General features: G+C 41.1%; 10 protein-coding genes. 4 read left to right on the top strand and 6 right to left on the bottom strand.

The window, feature by feature from the left end; translation table 11 throughout:
- Positions 1–15: 15 nt before the first annotated feature.
- On the top strand, positions 16–558 hold the full coding sequence (locus BFP97_RS04680; RefSeq protein WP_083262425.1) for a retropepsin-like aspartic protease: 543 nt from the start codon (positions 16–18) through the stop codon (positions 556–558).
- On the opposite strand, the gene BFP97_RS04675 is transcribed toward BFP97_RS04680, so the two are convergent.
- Positions 547–1,875, bottom strand: a complete 1,329-nt coding sequence (locus tag BFP97_RS04675; protein ID WP_069841300.1) for a sensor histidine kinase — start codon at positions 1,873–1,875, stop codon at positions 547–549. The genes BFP97_RS04680 and BFP97_RS04675 overlap by 12 nt on opposite strands.
- Entirely contained in the window at positions 1,865–3,184 is a 1,320-nt protein-coding gene (locus tag BFP97_RS04670; RefSeq protein WP_139135182.1) for a sigma-54-dependent transcriptional regulator, read from the bottom strand. Before BFP97_RS04670 ends, BFP97_RS04675 begins: the two co-directional genes overlap by 11 nt.
- A 162-nt stretch (positions 3,185–3,346) precedes the next feature.
- Here BFP97_RS04670 and BFP97_RS04665 point away from each other — a divergent pair, with 162 nt between their 5' ends.
- Positions 3,347–5,770 carry an ABC transporter permease gene (locus BFP97_RS04665; protein ID WP_069841298.1) on the top strand — a complete coding sequence of 808 codons (2,424 nt, stop codon included), beginning with the start codon at positions 3,347–3,349 and terminating at the stop codon, positions 5,768–5,770.
- A gap of 97 nt (positions 5,771–5,867) precedes the next feature.
- Here BFP97_RS04665 and BFP97_RS04660 read toward each other — a convergent pair whose 3' ends face one another.
- From BFP97_RS04660 to BFP97_RS04650, 3 genes are all read right to left on the bottom strand, one after another.
- Entirely contained in the window at positions 5,868–8,744 is a 2,877-nt protein-coding gene (locus BFP97_RS04660) for an ATP-binding protein (RefSeq protein WP_069841297.1), read from the bottom strand.
- 323 nt (positions 8,745–9,067) lie between these two features.
- Positions 9,068–9,769 carry a YybH family protein gene (locus BFP97_RS04655; protein ID WP_069841296.1) on the bottom strand — a complete coding sequence of 234 codons (702 nt, stop codon included), beginning with the start codon at positions 9,767–9,769 and terminating at the stop codon, positions 9,068–9,070.
- Positions 9,770–9,855: 86 nt separating this feature from the next.
- The gene (locus BFP97_RS04650) at positions 9,856–10,869 is read right to left on the bottom strand and encodes an AraC family transcriptional regulator (protein WP_069841295.1); all 1,014 of its coding nucleotides are present in this window, start codon (positions 10,867–10,869) and stop codon (positions 9,856–9,858) included.
- A gap of 138 nt (positions 10,870–11,007) precedes the next feature.
- Here BFP97_RS04650 and BFP97_RS04645 point away from each other — a divergent pair, with 138 nt between their 5' ends.
- Positions 11,008–11,415, top strand: a complete 408-nt coding sequence (locus tag BFP97_RS04645) for a c-type cytochrome (protein WP_069841294.1) — start codon at positions 11,008–11,010, stop codon at positions 11,413–11,415.
- Between the two features lie 9 nt (positions 11,416–11,424).
- Here the strand turns inward: BFP97_RS04645 and BFP97_RS04640 are convergent, their stop codons facing one another.
- Positions 11,425–14,292 (bottom strand): ATP-binding protein, encoded by a 2,868-nt coding sequence (locus BFP97_RS04640; RefSeq protein WP_069841293.1) that lies wholly within the window; start codon positions 14,290–14,292, stop codon positions 11,425–11,427.
- Between the two features lie 537 nt (positions 14,293–14,829).
- On the opposite strand from BFP97_RS04640, the gene BFP97_RS04635 reads away from it, so the two are divergent.
- Positions 14,830–21,621, top strand: a complete 6,792-nt coding sequence (locus tag BFP97_RS04635; RefSeq protein ID WP_069841292.1) for a beta strand repeat-containing protein — start codon at positions 14,830–14,832, stop codon at positions 21,619–21,621.
- The last annotated feature ends 218 nt before the right edge of the window (positions 21,622–21,839 follow it).

Below are 21,839 nucleotides of genomic sequence, written 5' to 3'. Positions count from 1 at the left end.
CTAAACCTTTTCAAAATGATTTCAATAAAACAAGTATTCTTTATAGCATGTGTTAATCTCTTCTGGAGTTACCAGTCGACAGTAAACGCACAAGAGACGATAGCCAATTCTACGACTGAAATAGCTCTAGAGCACTTCTTAAAAGGGAAAGGGTATCGAAAGTTGCAAATGACGAGAATTGCTTCGGGTCATTTACATCTGGAGTGCACGCTTAATGGAGTAAACGGTAAGTTTATTTTAGATACTGGAGCCTCAGGTACTGTGATTGAGGTTCAAAACAGGGATAAGTTTAAAATGGCTGTTAAAAATGTAGACCAAGAGGCAGCAGGTGCAGGAGGAGCCAGCATTCAGATGTTCGTTTCTGAAGAGAATACCTTTGAAATGGGTGCATTGACCATAAATAAGATGCCACTTGTTCTTATGAGCCTAGATCATGTCAATAGTGCTTTTGAGCGCTTGGGCTTAGGCCGGGTAGATGGGGTAATAGGAGCAGATATTCTAACTAGTAAAGAGGCAATCATCGATTACACTAACCTAGCGCTATATTTAAAAAAGTGATATTTGATGAGATAAGAGAATTGTAAACTGAGAACGACCATCATCTCTAGCGTATTCTAGATTCCCTTTATGGGCCTTTATGATCTTTCGAGATAGCGCTAGTCCAATACCAGAACCGTCTTTTTTGGTGGTATAGAATGGGACAAAGATTTCTGAAATAGACTGTTCTGATACGCCAGGACCATTGTCTTCCACCTGAATCACTACATGATCGGATTCAGCGTAGATCTTTAATGAAACCATGGGGTCTTCTAATCCTCCCACAGCATCCATGGCATTTTTGAGCAAGTTGATCAGCACTTGAGCCATCAGTGCACGATCAACCTCCAAAGTCCCTTTATACTGATCATTTGTTCTTATACCGATCGCGGATGTTGAAGCAATCAAGGGAGCAATAGAATCAATCAACACTTTGCTTTCTACCGTTTCTAGGTGAGGCTCAATGGATCGATTGATTTGCTTATAGGCCTCTACAAATTTCAACATGCCAGAAGTGCGTTCCTCAATGGCTTCAAGGCTAGTGGCAACATTCTTTTGGTCTTTTGGTCCGAGATTAACTAGTTCATCTTCTTTGATGAGCTTCTTATTCACTACTCTGATCAATGATAGTATGGGCGTAGTCGAATTCATGATCTCATGCGTCATCACACGCATCAGCTTTTGATAACTCTCAAGCTCCTTAGTCTCCAATGAACTGCGAATGTCAGTCAGGGAAACGAGTGTATACGCTTTTCCCTTCAATTTGAAGGCTTCTGATTTGAGCAAAAGCTTCTGTCCATTTTTATGATCGATCCACTCTGAACTACTGATGGTCTCGCTGGTCATTGCCTGATGAATGTTGGGGTAGTCTTCGGCCAAACGATCGATATGTGTCAGACTGACAAGTTCAAGTAGGGTATTGAAGGTCTTGTTGGTAAAAACGACTTCACCATTTTCGCGATAGCAAATCACAGCAACAGAAACATGTCTCAATACCGTTTGGAGTAACCTAAATTCTGCTTCACGATCGGTGTGAAGACTTTCCATTCTTTCGGTTATCAGTTGGTAAGCTTCTTGAAGTTTTTTGGATTGTGTCTTTTTCTCGTAGGTACGATTGAAATCACCATATCGGACGGATTCAAGAAAACTAGCCCAGTTTCTTTCCTGAGATTGTTGCCTCCATGTCAGTTCGATGCTCACTATAAGTATGAGCACGGCAAACATATATGGGGTAATGGAAAGCTCAGTTTCTAAATAGGTGTAGACCATTCCGATTGAAAAGGCAACGATCAGGAGTACCCGAATCAGAACCATTAAGAAACCCTTGCTAAAGATCATATTTCTTCATTTTACGATAAAGGGTGTTTCGGCCAATACCCAATTCGGCTGCAGCATGGGTGATATTGCCGGAGTGACGTTCAATGATCTCCGCAATCTTTCTTTTCTCAACCTCATATAAGTTGTCGGTAGGCTTCTCTTGGTTTCCTGCCAAGTCAATGGCACTGCCCATAATCACCATTCGCTCAATGCTGTTTTTCAACTCCCGAATGTTCCCCGACCAATGGTATTCCTCCAAAGCTCTGAATTGATCTTTAGTCAGGTCAAAATGCTTGTCATACTTGCGATTAAATGCTTGTAGGAAATGCTCTGCTAATGGTTGGATATCGGCTTTTCGATTGCGTAAGGAGGGGAGTTCGATATGTACTGTATTGATTCGAAACAACAAGTCCTGCCGGAATTCGGAGGGATCTGTCAAGACGTCTATGGATTTATATGATGTGCTGATTAAGCGAATATCAATAGCCCTGGGTCGATGTTCTCCCACGCGATGAACCTCCCGATTTTGTAAGGCAGAAAGTAGTTTTGATTGTAAGGAGAGAGGAATACTGGCGATTTCATCGAGAAGGAGAGTTCCCAAATTGGCGCCTTCCATCATTCCGAGTTTATCTTCACTAGCATCGGTGAATGCTCCTTTGACATGTCCAAATAGGGTAGATTCAAATAGTCCTGGTGTAATGGCAGCCAAATCTGTGCTAATAAATGGTTGTGCGGCTCTCATGGACTTTCCATGAATTAACCTCGCGAGGGCTTCCTTGCCTGTACCATGAGCCCCTGTGATGAGTACAGAGGCATCAGTATCCGCAACTTTGCTGACTATATCCATGACAGCCTTCATGCTCTCTGACACGCCTACAACCAGGTTGTTGAATTGAGTGCTCTGATTGATCAATAGATCACGACTTGAGGTGACATCGGCTAAGTTCAATTGTGAGTTAGCCAGATTTAATCCAGCCTGAACAGTAGCAATGAGCTTCTCATTAGAAAAGGGTTTCTCAAGAAAGTCTGTCGCTCCTTGCTTGAGCGATTTGACTGCTATGTCCAGAAACCCATGTGCCGTAAGCACAATGATCGAGACATGGGGCCTCATGTCCTTGATTCGCTTAATCCAAGCCAGGCCTTCGGCACCATCAGAATCTCCAATGGCGAAATTAAGATCCAATACAATCGCCTTTACCTGCTCACTTTCAAGAACAGGAAGCGCGTTACTGGGGTGTTCTGCCGTATGAATATCTCCATAGGATTCTTCCAGTACCATGCTGATGGTATGGAGCATTAAGGGGTCGTCATCTATGGCTAGAATTTCCACAAATAAATATAGTAATTTACTGTTCTAGGTTGGAACAGTTGCCTGTACTATGGCGATCACTTTGTTGAAAGAATTACTTGGAAAAGTAGCTAACTACTTAATTGTTAATTAGTTAATTATTGTGGCAGATTTTTGGCCTTATATGGTCAAATACTAACAATTATGACCCGAACATTCATTCTCTCGATTATTAGAAACCTCTGGAAAAACAGAGTCACTTCTGCCATTAACATAGTGGCGCTTACTCTTGGGCTAAGCAGTCTCTTGTTTTTATACGTTCAAGAGCGCTATGAAAATAGTTTTGACATGGATCAACCAATGGCTGATCGAATCTACCGCGTCAACCTTACTCAGAATTATCCGAACAGGCTTCTCAAGACGGGGAATAGCCAATCTATGTTGGTTAAGGCCATTCGGAATGAATACCCTGAATTAGAGGCAGCCGTACAGGTTATCGGGCCAAACTTCTCTTTGGTTACTATCGATCCGGGCACTTCTGCAGAGAAGGTATTTGAAGAAGAAAGAAAGATGCTATTTGCCGATAGTGCCTTCTTGAAATATTTCGATTATGACTTTATCGCTGGAAATAATAGGACAGCTTTGGATGACCCAAGTTCACTGGTGCTCTCGACAAAAATGGTTGAGAAATATTACCCTGACTTTGTAGGTAAAGAAGCGGGACTTATGGGTAGGGAAGTGACCTTATTTGATTCACTGCGAGTATTCATTACCGGAGTGATCGATACACCTCCGAGTAATAGCAATACACCTTTCCAACTACTTACCTCTACTGAGATATATTATAGAATGAATGATTGGGACCGAGATAATTGGGGTAACGTTTCTTCCGGGCTCACCTATGTAGTGTTGAAGGAAGGACAGCGCCCTGAAGATTTTGAGGAACGCTTCCCACAGTTAGTGGATAAATACAGGACAGAAGCAGATGCCGAAATTACCAGTTATAGCCTGATCAACCTGAAGGATATTCATAATGATCCGCAATGGGGATTTTCAGGCAACTACACTAATGATCCATCCATTGCGGTTGCATTCTGGGCACTCAGCTTGTTTATCGCGCTTTCGGCATGTATCAATTTCATCAATATTCAAACCGCTCAAGTGGTCACTCGGGCGAAAGAAGTTGGGGTTAGAAAAGTATTAGGAGGTAGCCGTACTCAGTTAATCTTACAGTTCTTGGCAGAGACCATTTTCCTCACTACCATTTCGTTCTTCATTGCCATGTGGATCACAGAGTTGGCATTGAATGGCTGGAATGATTTGTTGACCATTGTTCAAATGGATATGCAAATAGATGATTCGGTCTGGATTTTTGGAGCTGGCCTCATCTTGCTGATCAGCCTACTCGCAGGCATTTATCCAGCAGTAAAGTTATCAGCTTATCGTCCCTCTGAGGCCTTAAGGAGTGGTTTCTCCGCATTGACCAAGAATAAGTCTGGACTGAATTTGAGACAGGCCCTGGTCCTTACTCAATTCTCTATTACCCAATTAATGATCATTGGTACCATTGTCGTCTCTGTACAGATGGATTATTTCATCAATAAAGACATGGGCTTTGATAAAGACCAGATGATTACGATAACTACTTTCAGCCCTGATAAACAACAGGTGGATCGACTTGCGATAGCCATGGAGTCTATGCCAGAGGTGATTTCTTATTCATTCGCTTCAGGTCCTCCGATGGATGCAGGGCGCTATTCTACATCATTTAGAGAGGTAGGACATGAAGATAAAGGGGATATCAGAGTACGAAACAAGTGGGTGGATGATCGTTATTTGGATACTTACGGCATTGAGTTGATAGCTGGAAGAAACTTCCGTCCAGGAGAATACAATGATACTATTGGTGGCTTTATTGTAAATGAAAAATTGGTCGAGCAACTAGAGGTAGAAGGTCCTCAGGAAGCGATAGGCAAGTTGATACGTTGCTACGGTACTCAGGCCCAGATAGTCGGTGTGGTCAAGGATTTTCATGTAGATAAGCTGAATCTTCCAATCGAACCTGTGATCATGTTTCCATGGCGGAGACAAGTGAACGGAGCTAATATCAAGGTGGCCTCTGGTAATCTGCAGAAAGTACTGACAAAGCTTGAGAGTGAGTGGTTACAGGTCTTTCCATCGCGCACTTTCCAATACCAGACCGTAGACGATTATATCAAGGAGTCCTATATAGTTGAAGATATTATGCTTAAGAGCATCCGCATTTTCTCACTGGTGGCCATCATCATTGGTTGTTTGGGGCTTTATGGTCTTGTCTCCTTTATGGCGGCAAAAAGAACCAAAGAAATTGGGATTCGAAAGGTCTTAGGTGCTTCCTTGGGGCAAATATTCTTTAGTTTCTCCAAGAGGTTCTACATCCTAACATTTATAGCTTTTCTACTTAGTGCTCCTTTGGCTTATAAAGCTATGTCCTTATGGCTTGAAGAGTATACCTATAGAATTCCCTTAAGCTGGGATCTTTTTGCAATAGGTTTGTTGATGACGTTGACTTTGACATTGCTTACAGTAGGCTATATTTCACTTAGAGCAGCACGTACCAACCCGGCAGAAACGCTTCAAGTAGAGTAGTTTTTATAAAAATGTATTTCAATAGGGGGGCTCAGCTATTAATATGGCTGAGCCTTTATGTATCTCTAGAAGGATAGCAGTTCCGTTCGGTTCAGGATCATTCCAAAAAGTCCTTGGTGTGCTTTTTCATTAAGTCACCAGCAGTAATGCCGAATCGCTCCTTAAATTTTTTGAAGAAGTATGATTTACTGTTGACGCCAACGGCAAAACAGACTTCACTTACCGTTTGATACTTAGATTTGGCAATAATCTCATAGGCTTTCAGGAGCCGTATTTCGAGAATGATTTTCACAGGACTCAAACCTGTTTGTTCCGTTACAATTTGGTTCAATCTGCTTTGGCTATAGCCGGATGTTTCTACCAGTTCCTTAACACCAAACTCCCCGTTGCCGAGATTTTCCAAAATGACTTCATTCAGTTTTTGCATGAGATCCGTATGCTTTCCTTCGAACTCCAATTTTTCCCCGCTGGTTTCATGCAATTGTTTACGGTACATTTTGTTTTGGAGCAGGAAGTTAATCCTTGCCACCAATTCTGAGGGTACAAAGGGTTTAAGAATGTAGTCAGTAATCCCCAAGGAGGACACTAAATCTTCAGGCTGTTCAGTAAAAGAGGCAGATAACATAATGAAAGGTGTGGTTTCATACTTTTCAACTTTGCGCAATTCATTGAATAATTCCACACCACCCATAATTGGCATTTTCATATCTGATATAATCAGGTCGAACTGTTGGGATTCAACTGCTTCTAAGGCCTCCTTACCGTTAAAGGCGTAATGGCAATCATATTTTTCTTTGAAGAGATCAGTTAAATAGAGCATCAGCTCAGCATTGTCGTCTACAACTAATAGCCTTGGCCTGTTTTGCTTGCTGTCAGTAGCTGGCGCATGCTGCTCTTGGTCCGTTATACATTGGAAGCTATCCTCGTAGTCCTCTTGTAGGTAGAGATCATCAGATTCAATAGTAAGTGGTAAGCTTACCTTAAATTGACTCCCTAAATTCAGTGCACTCTCTACATCTATAGTGCCATTGAGAGCATCTACCAATTGTTTGACCAATGCCAAGCCTACTCCAAAACCGCCAACATGTTGATGCCGCATAGACTGATAAAACCGATCAAAGACATGTTTAACTTCATCCTCATCCATACCCATTCCCTCGTCCTTTACCGCAAAAACCAGTCGGCCATCACTGATCATTGCGGAAATATGAATTGACTTTCTCGCGGGTGTATACTTGACAGCATTGTTTAATAGGTTGGAAATGATTTTTTCTAAATGACCAAAAGCATATTTAATGGAGGTGTCACTTTTGATATTAGATTTAAAATAGAGCTTCTGCTGTTTTTGTAGGGCAACTGCCTCAAAAGACTCCACCAATTCTTCGATAAAATTACCGAGTGGTTTTTGGGTCTCAACCTTATGGTCATCTATGGAACCATCTAATTTAGATAGCAGTAGATAGTTATTTAGATTATTGACTAGCGCATTACTATTTCTCGTAGCACGTGCGATGTACTTGACGGCATTGTCCCGGTTAAAGATGTTCTTGTTTAGAAGGTCCAAATAACCTGAAATCACGGTCAAAGGCGTTCTTATTTCATGAGATAGGTTATTAAGGAAATTACCCTTGATAAGGGCGACTTCCCGTGATTTTTGAAGCTCGACCTCCAGAACAGTCCTTCTTTTTATAGCCCTCAGTTTTACTACTACAAGTACAATGATAAAGAGCAAAACACTGACGCCTGCCAGTAGATAATTTCTTCTTTTTGCCCTTTCATTGTCAATTGCGGTTTTTCTCCTTAATTCTGCCACCGCTTCTTCCTTCTGTAGGTTATTATTGAGTGCAGCTGCTCTGAAAATCGCTAAGCTGGTTTCTACTGAATCAGAGTATGCTTGATAACTATTATATACATCTAAAGCCTCATATGGTTTATTCTGGTTTCGGTAGGCTTGTATCTGAGTTTCATAGAGATGAGACTGATAATGTGAATTACCGAAATACCTACCTTGAATACTATCCAAGTATATCATAGCCCTTTCGCTATCACTTTGAGATTGATAGACCTGTGCTCCGGCAAGCCTTCTAAGGTTCAATGCTTCCGACTCGACTAATTCCAGTTGATACATTCTGTTCAATATCATGAATGCACTATCGGGCATGTTGTTTTTTAAGAAGATGTTAAGCTGAGTAAAATAGACTTGGGCATTGATGTCAGCAGTTATACCTCCCTCGTTTATTTTACTATTATCAATTGTATTTAAAGCACTTTGATAATCTCCGATCATCATAAAGTATTGCCCCTTTAACCAACTAAATCTCCTGGTATAAGTGCCTTTTGTCCATGTTACTTCAGAGTTATCATAAGGGTAGTTATCAACAAGCTCTATTACCTCTTGAGCTAAAAAGGGAGCTTCTAACTGGAGGTATAACTCAATCAGGTTTAAGTATGTGCTAATGAGGTTCCCATTCTCTTCAAGAATAGGGGTATACTGGATGGATATTGCCTTGTTATAGAAGGCAATGGCATGATCATAAGCTCCCTTTCCTAGTAATGTTCCAGCTGTAAAAACAATGTTGGATAGCAGCCGTGGCAAGTTTGTTTCAGAGGCTTCGTACCGTTCAAAAAGTGCCAGAATATTCTCAACAGATTGATTAGAGGGTTCTCTGGATGCGAGTAGTTGAAAGACAACTGTCTTCTTCTGTATTTTCTCCAGCGCTTTGAACTCGGGGCTGTCTTTATCCTCTATTTGATCAATAAGCCTTTGTAGGTCTTGATCTAAATTTCCATACTCGCGAAGGTATAGGTTATTAAAGCGTCTAATGTTCCCTGCTAACCCAGCGGCCTCTTTATCAATTTCTCTTATTCGGTCATTATAGATTAAAGTGTCACTTAACCTAAAGACCTCTTGGCCAATGGTCAAATGGGTAGCGAATAAGCAAAACACTAACAAGCCCAACCTGGACATGGTCATGAATAAATTGATTTTCAACAAAAAATCTAAGGACTAAATAGCGTCAAGTGTGTTGTGTTTTGCTCTTTTAGAAATAAGACTAGACCACTAAATAGTGCCCCTTAGCGTGTCCCTAATAACAATAATACATTAACTGTGCACAGATGGCAAGAACATCAACCGGATTTATGTCCGAAAAACCGATTGATGAATTTGAAATACTTTTTTATGTATGTGTTTGACTCAAAACTGAGAAACGGACGCTTCACGAGAAAGGGATAGCAGACTATTTGGTCTGTTTTGAAGTGTGACCAATCGGAAAAGCAACGTTGATGAACTTAGTATCAATAATTGGAATCCATTTTCACCTGCCAGTTTCCATCAGATTGCTTCTCCCAGAGTAACATATAGGGCAGAGGATAAGAACCGCTACAGCGCCCGATTTCGTAGGCTATAGTGGGCGAAACGAATGCTATGTGTTTCGGTGTGAGCTTAAGAGAATAGTTTGAAGCATTCATATAGCTATACTCCTGACTGATCGCTTCCGTGCCTTTTATTACTCTGCCACGGTTGTAATAGTATGCTTCAGGTGTGTATAGCTGTTTGACCAATTCTGTGGCTTTGTGACTATTGCAGAGTTCCATCCATTTAGTGCGTCTGGATTCAAGTATAGAGGAAACATCCATAGGAGAATCGCGCTGATAAATTACAAGGAATTCGATATTCTGGGAAGGACTATTATTCTCACCTCTTATAAACATGACTGCGTATGATCCGTTATTTGATTGGATTTGTCCGATCTCATAGCTTAGGGATGAATTGACTTCCACACTGAATTCATGCTTATAAGAGTTGTATTGGTTGTTGGCCAAGAATTCTTGGACAAATTGCCTGATGTCTTTCTTTTCTGTTAAGAGACCCGACTTCGTAAGTATCAGTGCATCATTAGTTATTTGTTCAAACAGTGAGTTATCAGTTTCAGTCTGTGCCTGTATTCCTAATGCGATAACACACAGCAATATGGAAGTGAATAGTCTTTGTCTCATACCGTTTTATTTGTCCTTGCTAGTATAATTCAATACTTCTTTTGTGGTTTTGAGTTTACGTGCTAAGAGAATAGAAGTTAATAAGTTCATGGTTTTGAGCGATCCCTTTGATTTCTGAAAGTTTTTGGAGTTTGCCTGTGAGCTTTTCTGAAGGCAGAATAAAAGGCTGACAAGGCATTAAATCCACTTTCATATGCAATGGCCTCTATGGTGAAATGACTTTTGGAATGGTCCGTCAATAGCGCTTCTGCTCTTTTTATGCGAAGTGCATTAATCAATTCAGGGAAGCTCTTATCAAAATGTGCATTGACTGCTAGTGACACTAGATAGGCCGGCTCATTAAGTTGTTTAGCAAGCAAAGTGACACTCATAAAAGGGTTTGTGAATGTTTCTTCTTTTTCTAAGAGATTTGCTATGCGATGGCCCAATACTTCAATCTGTTGACTATTAGATCCTTTCTTAGGCTCATGCATAAATAGCTTGACTTGTTTTAAAGCATATAGGGTGAGTCCATACAAAATGAAAGCAGAAGCTATTATAATCCCCTGATAGATCAATGCATCAAAGAATAGTGATTGACTGAAGAATAAAACCATCAAGAGTCCAACCCCTATATTGAAGTATCTGGTCCATTTCCATCTCATATCATCTTTGCGATACATAGCACTAGACCTTCTGATATGTATCAACCCTGCAATGGTATAAGTGATCATTGCCAATAGAGCTATCAGGTAAAGCCCAAAGGCCAGTTCTACGGTTAAAAAAGGTAAGGCAGCAAGCGTCAAGATGAGGATGCTCAAATGATAATAGTGCTTGATAGTAAGTCGAAATGACGGACTCCATAGGCTTCTTAGGTAGAAGTAATACAATGGGCCGATAACAGAGAAGGACAGGGCCCCGATGTAAAGGCCTGTTAACTCAAAATCATCATATATGAGCCCTGCAATACAACCTCCGATTCTGATGGCAAGAAAGAAGAGTGTTGCAGCCAGTAGTTTGTTGGATAGTTTACTGCTTAACATTCTTAAGGCAACTACAAGAAAGAAGCAGTGCGCTATGACTGCAGCCCCTATTAGTAAAGGCAGTAATTCAATCAACATCTGTCAGTCGTTTAAACCCCTTGATTATACCTCTACAAAGAAGCAAGAAATTGGAAATACAGATGTCCTGATTTGCAAATGAGTATTTCAATAACTTCATGTGAGACTAAGTTTAGTGCGTATCAAACATGAGCACCAATGCAAAAGAAGTTAAAAAGAAGACTCGTTTATCTTATAGCTATCCCTATTTCTTTAGTCATTTTACTCTTAGTATTCCTCACAGTCTTTGAGTATTCAACCGTAGCCGATATCAAAGAATCACTGTCTAATGTAGACAAGCAGGAGTCCTTAGCCTATGGAAAAGTACTATTCGGCACTAGAGGTTGTGCCAGTTGTCATAGCATTGTGCCGGACGAGAAAAGCCTCGGCCCAAATCTTTTTGGCATTGCTTATCGCCAATCAGAAGCATATATCAAACAGTCTATTGTTACCCCTGGTGCGGTCATCATAAAAGGTTTCGATAATGTGGTTATGCCTAATTTTGGAGATATTCTGGATGATCAGCAGGTAAATGCCTTAGTAGACTATATTTCAACTATCAAATAGGGGTGGTCACTAAGCTGAAAAATCTTTGGAATGCTTTTTCATTAAGTCGCCAGCAGTAATGCCGAATCGTTCTTTAAATTTTTTGAAAAAGTAAGACTTACTGTTGATACCTACGGCAAAGCATACTTCACTTACTGTTTGGTACTTGGATTTTGCAATGAATTCATAGGCTTTCAATAAGCGTATTTCGAGGATAATCTTCACAGGGCTTAAACCGGTCTGTTGGGTCACAATTTGATTGAGTCTACTTTGGCTATAACCAGATGTCTCTACTAATTCCTTTACTCCAAACTCTCCTTTGTCCAGATTCTCTAAAATGATCTCGTTAAGCCTTTGCATTAGATCGGTATGTTTAGCTTCAAATTGAAGTTTTGCACCGTTAGTCTCGTGCAATTGCTTTCGGTACATCTTATTCTGCAGTAGAAAGTTGATTCGAGCTACTAGTTCTGAAGGCACAAAGGGCTTCAGAATATAGTCAGTTATCCCTAAGGTCGAGACCAAATCTTCCTGATGCTCAGTGAATGAAGCGGAGAGTATTATGAACGGAGTTGCTTCATAGTTTTTATCCTTACGTAGCTCATTGAATAATTCAACGCCTCCCATAATGGGCATTTTCATATCGGAAATAATCAGATCAAACTGCTTTGACAAGGCTATGTCTAAAGCTTCCTGTCCGTTGAACGCGTAATGACATTCATATTTGGTCTTGAACAAATCTGTTAAATAGAGCATTAGTTCAGCATTATCATCAACCACCAATAGCTTTGGTCTATTTTCATTGATTTCGACTGCGGCTGGAGTCTCCTCACCTTGAGTGATACATCTAAAGGTATCCTCATAATCATCTTGGACATAGAATCCATCGGACTCGATTGAAAGTGGGAGTGTGACCCTGAATAAACTACCTAAGTTTAGCGCACTCTCCACCTCGATAGTCCCATTTAGGGTGTCCACGAGCTGTTTTACTAATGCCAGCCCGACACCGAAGCCTCCGATATGCTGATGGCGCATTGATTGATAGAAGCGATCAAAAATATGCTTAACCTCTTCCTCATCCATACCCATGCCTTCATCCTTGATCGTGATCATTAGATTTCTTTCACTAATCATTGCCGAAACGTGAATTGCCTTTCTGGCCGGAGTATACTTGACGGCATTGTTCAATAGATTTGAAATCACTTTCTCTAAGTGTTCAAAGGCGTAATTGACAGGAACGTCTCTCTTTATATTAGATTGGTAATAGAGCGTTTGTTGCTTTTGGGATGCAATAGCCTCAAAGGACTCCACCAGTTCTTCGATGAAACTGCCCATTGATTTGTTGGACTCTATTGTGTGATTGTCTTGGGAGCCATCTAATCTGGATAATAGGAGATAGTTATTGAGGTTGCTCACCAGGGCATTACTGTTTCTTGTTGCCCGTTCAATGTATTTAACCGCATTGTCTCGGTTAAAGATATTCTTACCTAAAAGGTCAAGGTAACCCGAGATCACGGTCAAGGGAGTTCTTATTTCGTGAGATAAGTTGTTGAGGAAATTACTTTTAATTAGGGCAATCTCACGTGATTGGCTGAGTTCACTTTCCAGTAAGGTCTTCTTCCTTTCCGTCCTTATTCGATAATATGCCAAGGCTGTGATAAAGCAAATCAGAAGAATGCCAGCATACAGAATTGTGTCCTGTTTAGCTTTTGCCTCAGCAACCTCCTTTTGTCTGCTGATCTCAATTTGGGCTTCTTCGTTTTTCAAAAAACTGTTGAGTCCAATGGCCCTGGATAACGAGAGAGTCGTTTTGACAGAGTCAGAATAGTTTTTGAATGCCTCATATTCTTTGAATGCAAAATCGAGTGTTCTTATCTTTTGATAAGTCTCAATCTTTGCATCATAGAACAAGGATTGATAGCGCTGATCGCTGAATTGAAACTTCCCAATGCTGTCAATAAGTGATTCTGATTTGTCCCATCTTTCTTGCAGAAGGTTTACCTGAATAGCTGCCAGTCTTCTCAAGTTCAAATCTTCTTTTTCTTTTAGCGGTATTTCATACATGCTTTTTACAATACTTGAAGCGCTGTCGAGCATATTGTTCTTTATTAAAGCATTGGCAAAAGTGAAGTGAACTTTCGTATGCAAAGCTAGCTGTTGTTTGGATTTGTCTAGATTAAGCCCTTTTAATATCTCCAAAGCTTGACTATACTCGCCTACCATCATATGATATTGTACCTTATAGAGGGTCACGGCTTGACTAGACATTTCTTTATAGTTCCTATCAGGATTTTCTGGATGGTTATCGATCAATTCAATAATGCTCTGCGCGAGATAAGGCGCTTCTAGCTCCACGTACAATCCTAGAATGGAAACATATATATAGTATAAGAATTCTTCATTTTTGTTTTCCTTGTATAATATTGAAATCCCTCTGTTATAGAGCGTTATTGCTTCTTGGTAGGCTCCTTTTTGCTGAAGATATTGAGCAGTATAATCTAATATTATTTGAAAGAAGCCTAGATTGGTCTCATATTTCTCATATCGCTCAAAGAGTGCCAAGATGTCGCTTACAGATTGTGTTGCCGGCTCTCTCGATTCTCTTAATTCATACATTAATACTCGTCTAAGAAGTCTCCTTACTGCTTGATACTCAAGGCTGCTCGTATCTTCAATTTGGCTTATAATGTTTTCTAGCTCTATATCCACTTTTTTCAATTCCTCTAAGGTCTTGTCCAACATGAGTCTTTCATCAGAGGCATATTGTTGAACCTGATCAGGAATAGCCATGATACGCTCAAAAATCGCTGTTGTATCACTCAATTGAAATGCTTGTTGAGCAGTAGCTAGATGAGCTGTGATAGTGAATGCTAGAGTCAGAATAAACCTAGGTGCTGTCATAAATTGATAATCTTATTTCACAAAAATCTCCGGCTCCATAATACCAATTGAATCAAAGCTCTTCTTTCGCTCTCTTTCGAATAGAAAAACTAGACATTATGCAGCTCTCCCGAGACGAACTTCTTTAACAATAATACATTAACGACCGACAGATGACAAGGGCGCCATTTTGCTGTTCTGTGTCCAAAACGCTTAAATCTATCTGTATAGGTCTTTTTTATGTATGTGTATCAAAATAAGCATCGAATCTATTGAAATGAGCACCGACTCATTAAAACGAGCACTCATTTCATAAATACCGAAACCTTCCCAAGCTCTTGTTAGAGCCAATTTTGTAACGTGAGGTGTGAAAATCCTAAGGGGTTACAATTTTCGGGAAGGACGCAACATATAAGGCTCGGCAATAAGGTTTGCAAACAGATCTTATTCAAAGCCTCTTATGCGATAAGCTTATGCCTTGAAAAAGCCCCCAATAATTCCTTTCTTCTTAAACTTCCTATCTACAGTTTACTTCTTCTATTATGGTTAACACAACCAGTGCTCGGTCAAGATACGGATGGTGATGGCGTAGCTGATACTATCGACTTGGATGATGATAACGATGGTATACTTGACCTAGTAGAAAACAGCAATTGTGATATTGCGCTGAAAACTGAAGATATTGTCCTTTTTAGTGAGAATTTTGGTACCGGAACATCAATAACTTCCAATTCTGATGTTACTAACCTGACTTACGATCCAACAGGTAATATAAATCAGGGTGACTATGCAGTGGCTTCATCTCTGTCTCCAGGCTTGGATAAGAATGCTACAACTAATTTAACCGGTGATCTTGATGCTAATATCGATCAGTTTGGTGGTCCCGCAAATGGCAGTACAAATGGTCGCTATTTGGCGATCAGTCTTGATCAAGACAATATTGATATTTATCAGAAGTCCATTTCTGGGCTTATTATCAACGAGGATTATAGGTTTAGAGTAGATTTGGTAGGCCCTTGTGGAGCCAGAGATTGTGAGGGTGTTGGCTTTTTTAGGATAGAAATTAGAGATAACTCTAGCAATGTGCTGGCTTCCTTTTCAACATCTGGATTAGGCCTGGTACATGATGATGTTTGGACAAGAATTGCACTCAATTTTACGGCTAGTACTACTGATATAGTCATTGCTATTGTCAGTGAGCAACTTGCAGCTTCTGGAAATTTCGTAGGAATTGATAACATTGTAGTCAGCAGCTTGACTTGTACTGGCAGCCTAGCCGATTTGGATGCTGATGGAGTCATCAACTCTTTAGATTTAGACTCAGATAATGACGGTATTCCAGATAATATCGAAGCACAAACTACCACGGGCTATATCGCGCCCAATGCAGATGACCTTGCCACTTATGCGACAAACGATGGTGTAAATACCGCTTATCTGGGAGGCTTGATACCAGTTGATACGGATGGAATAGGAGAAGCAGACTATCTCGACCTCGATTCCGATACTGATGGATTGTTCGATATTAATGAATCCGGAGGGGGGTTGGCCGATGCTGATAATGATGGTCGTACGGATGGTGCTGTTGGGAGCAATGGCCTTGATGATACCCTGGATAATGGTGGAGTAGATGACTACTCTGATATCAATGGATCTTATGACAATACCCAAACAGACAACTTCACAGATGCTGATAACGATGTTGGTCTGGGAGGTAATGTTGATTATAGGGATACCAGTATCGGACCGGATAGCGACATGGACGGAGTTGCCGATGCAGTGGACCTGGATGATGACAATGATGGTATTCTGGATAATATAGAGGATGGTAATTGTGATATATCTATCAAAGAACCAGCAGATATACTCTTTAGTGAGGATTTCGGTACAGGTGCCACTCGAGCGACAAACGCCTTTGTTACAATTCATGCTTATGAAGCAACTATGGCTATTAATGATGGCTATTATGCCGTTATTTCTTCGGGACAGACTGGTGGCCTGGGACTTTTCAACAGAACTGATCAGACAGGTGATTTGGATGCGAACATTGATTTAAATAGCGGGCCTGGAGGTGGTTCCACAAATGGGCGGTATCTCGTAGTCAATTTGACTAATTCAGCCCCGATTGAATTTTACAGGCAGTCTATCACAAATTTAACCCCAGGAAATGATTATCAATTGAGATTAGACTTCTCAGGCCTTTGTAGTGGCTGCGCTGACCTTCCGATATTCCGTTTAGAGATTCGAAATACCAGCGGCACGGTACTTCATTCTATGACATCCTCTCAAATAGGTATTGCCAATGATGATGTATGGAGACGAGGTTTGATTGAGTTTACTGCTACTGTCCAAGAGGTAGATATTGTAATGGTCAACGAACAACCTGGGGGCTCAGGGAATGATTTGGGGATTGACAATATTGTACTTAACAGTTTGTCATGCCCCGCTCCACTGAATGATACAGATGGAGATGGTATTATCAACTCACTAGACTTAGATGCCGATAACGATGGTATTCCTGATAATACCGAAGCCCAAACCACAGCTGGATATATATCTCCCAATAATGATGACTTGGTTTCTTATATCACTAACAACGGGGTGAACACCGCTTATTTAGGGGGCCTAAGCCCAGTGAACACGGATGGTACAGATAACCCCGACTTCCTAGACACAGACGCTGATAATGATGGATTATTTGATATTGACGAATCGGGAGAAGGGCTTACTGATGCAAATAATGATGGGGCCACAGATGGTGCAGTAGGGGCTAATGGCCTTGATAATAGTGTCGATAATGCTATGATGGATGACTATAGCGATGTTAATGGACAATATGATAATACGCCAAGTGACAATTTTACCGATACTGATTCAGATGCAAGTCAGTCCGGTGGGAATGTCGACTTTCGAGACCTTGTTGCCGGTGTCGATCATGACGGTGATGGAATTGACGATGATACTGATTTGGATGACGATAACGATGGCATTCCCGATTTTATCGAAGATGGTAATTGCGATATCACAGCAAAGGAGGAAGTAGAAGTCTTATTTAGTGAGGATTTTGGAACAGGAGACACACGTACAACAAATTCTAATGTCCAAAATCATAATTATAGGGCAACAGGCTCAGTCCCTGACGGAGATTATGCAGTAGCTCGCTCTTTAAATGCTGGTTTGGCCGGCTATAACAGGACAGAGTTGACGGGGGATAGGGATGCAAATATAGATCAGTTCACTGGACCAGCTGGTGGAAGCACAAATGGCAGGTATCTCATTATAAATATGATCAACCAAGGCAATACCGAATTTTATAGACAGTCAATCACAGGCCTTGTCATTGGAGACGATTATAGGTTTCGTCTGGATATGGCAGGTTTATGTACGAAAACCTCTTGCCCAGATATTCCGATTTTCAGACTTGAAATCCAGAATACTAGTGGTGGAGTATTGCATGCTGTTTCTTCCGCGAGCTTGGGAATAGCCAACGATGATGTCTGGAGGCGTGCTGTGCTCAACTTCACGGCCACTACAAATGACATTGAAATTGTTATTATTAACGATCAACCAAGTGGTTCTGGAAATGATGTTGGTGTAGATAATATTGTTTTCGGCCGTTTACTGTGTCCAGTTAATTTGAATGATTCAGATGGTGACGGCATCTATAACTCTCTGGATTTGGATTCAGACAATGATGGTATCCCTGATAACATAGAGGCACAAACTACGATAGGGTATATCGCTCCTAGCGGTGTGAGTTCGAACATCACTGATGCAAATAACAATGGATTGGATGATAATTATGAAAGTGGACAGGGTGGAACAGACCTAAGCCCAGTCAATACGGATGGTACTGATGAACCCGACTATTTGGACTTGGATTCGGATAATGATAACGACTTTGACATTGTAGAATCAGGCTTAGCATTGACTGATGCAAATGTAGATGGCCGAACAGATGGCACAGTTGGTGCCAATGGTCTGGACAATGCGGTTGACAATGGTGGAATAGATGATTACAGTGATGTGAACGGAGCATTTGATGATACACAGACTGATAATTTTTTAGATGTCGATGAAGACGTTCTCTTAATTATGGGGGATGTTGACTATAGAGAGACTAATAATAATGTAGACACTGATAGAGACGGTATTGAAGATTCAATTGACATTGATGATGACAATGATGGCATTCTAGATACAATCGAAGGGAACATAAGCCCTTCTGTTGATACTGTGGTATTCCAATTCACTGGCGCTGACCAGACATATACAGTAGCTGATGATGTTACATCTATTACAGCCAAAATTTGGGGAGCCGGAGGTAGGGGAGATACTGAAGCAGGCAGAGGAGTAGGAGGTGCAGGAGGGTATACTGAGTTTACGATTAGTAAGGCCAGTTTGCTCAGCAATGATTTAATACTGACCGTGGGGGAAGGCGGTAACTCGAGTGAAGGAGCCGTCAACTATGGTAATGGTGGTGCAGGTTTAGTAGGTACAGGGACTGGTAACGGCAGAAATTATGGTTCTGGTGGAGGCATGTCGGCCATTAGTTATTTGTCTTTGTCTGATCCTAATTCAGTAGACCCTCAAAACCTTCTGGCGATTGCTGGAGGAGGGGGGTCAGTACCTTCTTTCACGAGTTCTGGAGATAGAGGTGGTGTAGGAGGAGGAACAACAGGTGGCAATGGCACCTTCAGTGGTAATTCAAATGGTGAAGGAGGCTCTCAGAGTTCAGGTGGTTATTCAGAGGGAAACCCAGGTGCATACCTATTAGGAGGAAATGCGGTAGTTGATGGTGCTGCTGGAGGAGGAGGTTATTATGGTGGTGGCTCCGGCTACCTTAAAATTACAAATGAGGGTTTAGGAGGTGGTGGCTCCGGTTTTGTCTCAGGATATGGTACCGGAAATACTACCCCCGGCAACTTGCAAACCCCTCCAAATACTGGAGACCCCGACTATATATTAGGTGTAGGAGAGGGTGGAAACAGTGGAGGTACCAATGGCGGCAACGGTCTTATAGTGCTATTGGTTACGAGGAATAATCCAGTCGATGATGATGATGATGGAATTATCAACTCGCTAGATATAGATTCAGATAATGACGGAATTCCGGATAATGTAGAGGCCCAAACCACTACCGGCTATATCGCCCCAAGCGGTGTGGCAAACTCTATTACAGACAATAATGGCAATGGGCTGGATGATAATTATGAAACTGCTCAGGGAGGAACAGACATTGTTCCAGTAAATACAGATGGTACTGACGACCCTGATTATTTAGACCCTAACAGTGATAATGATGATGACACTGATGCTCGAGAAAATGGTTATTCGAGCTCATCAATAAGTGGTTTTGATACAGATGGAGACGGCCTAGACGATGCTTTTGAAGGTAGTAATCTTGACGACCCAAATGATGTCAATGACGAAATTGACACGCCATCAATCAATCTGCCTGATTTAGACACAGACGTGAATGAGGTATTTGGCGATGTTGATTATCGAGATGTTTTGGCAAGTCCTGGAGGAGTAACAAATGATCTTCTATTATGGTTGAGAGCAGATGAAGGTGGGATATCCTGGAATGACCAATCGGGACAAAATGTGACCGTAACTGAGGCGTCTAGCGCCATTACATCAGCTTCTCTGCTAAATTTCAATGCAAATAACAGTTTTCCTGGTTCGACTCACTATGATACAAATCTGAGCATCAATGCTGGAATCTTTAGTGAAATAAGTGCTATTTCAGTCTTTATTCCATCGATTGGAACAGCCAATTCCGTTTGGGGAGAAACCCAATCAAATAGTGCTAGCTATCTCTATTTTGAACATAGCGCGAATGAGTTAAGAGTGTCTGATGGAAACTCACTTGATTTGATTACCACTAGTAATCAAGGTGTTCCAGTATTGGTTTCTACTATTATTAAACAAAGTAACTCTGTTAATTCAACGGTATATATTAATGGTGAGGCCACTTATGATTTTTTATCCAGTCACTCGACAACTCCAAATAACTTACTGGATGTAGGTGCTTCAGGAGATGGTGGTAATCAATTCAATGGACAAATAGCTGAGATTATCTTCTATAACGCTAATTTAAGTAATGGTCTAGAACTTCAAAAAGTTGAAAGCTATTTAGCACTCAAATATGGCTTTACCCTTTCTAGAGATACCGATGGAGACGGAAATGTTGGCGAAAGTGGAGAAGGAGATTATTTGGCTTCAGATGGTGCCATTTGGTGGAATGCCTCCTTGAATAGTGTCTATACCAACAATGTAGCTGGCATTGCCAGAGATGATGCCTCCAACTTCATGCAGCGTCAATCCAAAAGCATCAACCCTGATGCTATCGTTACTATCGGTTTGGATAGTGAGACAGACGGATTGGAAAATAGCAATGTCAGCAATCCTAATTACTTTACCCTCGACAAGTCTGCATTAGTTTGGGCACATGACGGTGCCAATTTGAATGATGGTACTGCTGGCCTCTCGGAATACGATCCAAATCAGGTTGAAAGCAGGTTGAATAGAGAATGGATTGCTCGTAAAACAGGTACGGTAGGTTTTGTCACCATAGAGTTTGACGTCAGTAATCTCCTAGGGCCGGATAATAATATTGGCACAAGTGACGAAAGTCAGATTCTATTAATGCTTGATGATGACGGTGACTTCTCAAGCGGAGCAACTACTGTCAGTCAATCTTTTGTAGAAACACATACTGATGGTAAAGTGGCCTTCAGTGTAAACCTCACTTCTATCACCGACCAGGTATATTTTACACTAGCTTCAGGCGAACCAGGGGCACTGCCCATCACATTGATGAACTTTGAAGCAGAACTTTCTGGAGATCAGGTCCTAATCGCATGGCAAACCATTACAGAAACGAATAATGCCCTCTTCAGGCTCGAACGATCTTCCGATGGGCTAAACTTTGAAATCCTGAGCTTAGTAGATGGCTCGGGGACAAGCGAGCTTTATAATGAATATGAATTCATTGACAAGTCTCCGATTGTCGGTTATAACTATTACCGACTAGTCAATATTTCAAATACTGGGGAAGAAGAGACTTCTGATGTCATTTCGGTGCTTTATCAGGTAGACTCAGAGTACATAATAGTGCCCTTTCCAAATCCGGTCAAAAGTGGCCATTGGCTAAATCTAGATGTACCAACAAACGCACAGGTAGGCCTTATCAAACTCTATGATATCAAAGGAACTTCTATTGAATTTGAATACTCGGCTCAAGCTAAGAGCATAAAAATGGCATCGACATTTTCAGGATTAGCCATTCTCACCATGGTGGTAGATGGAAAGGTTCATAAACACAAAATAAGAGTAAACAGATGATTAGGGTAGCACGAAGAAACATGTAGTGTGTCCTTCTACCAACTATTCGAGGTAGAGATTGGTAGAACTCTAGTGATTCCGGTAGTCAGACGGGCTGCCGGACTTCATAGCAGAAGGGACCACTAAAAGTCAGATTTAGAATCTCTGGGAAATTGGTCGCCTGTACTTCCAGGCATCACCATGTTTTGGTTTGTCCGGTGAACATTTAAGCCACTGGA

It is taken from the genome of Roseivirga sp. 4D4 (assembly GCF_001747095.1).
Classification (GTDB): domain Bacteria; phylum Bacteroidota; class Bacteroidia; order Cytophagales; family Cyclobacteriaceae; genus Roseivirga.
This window is presented reverse-complemented; position numbering and strand designations above follow the sequence as displayed.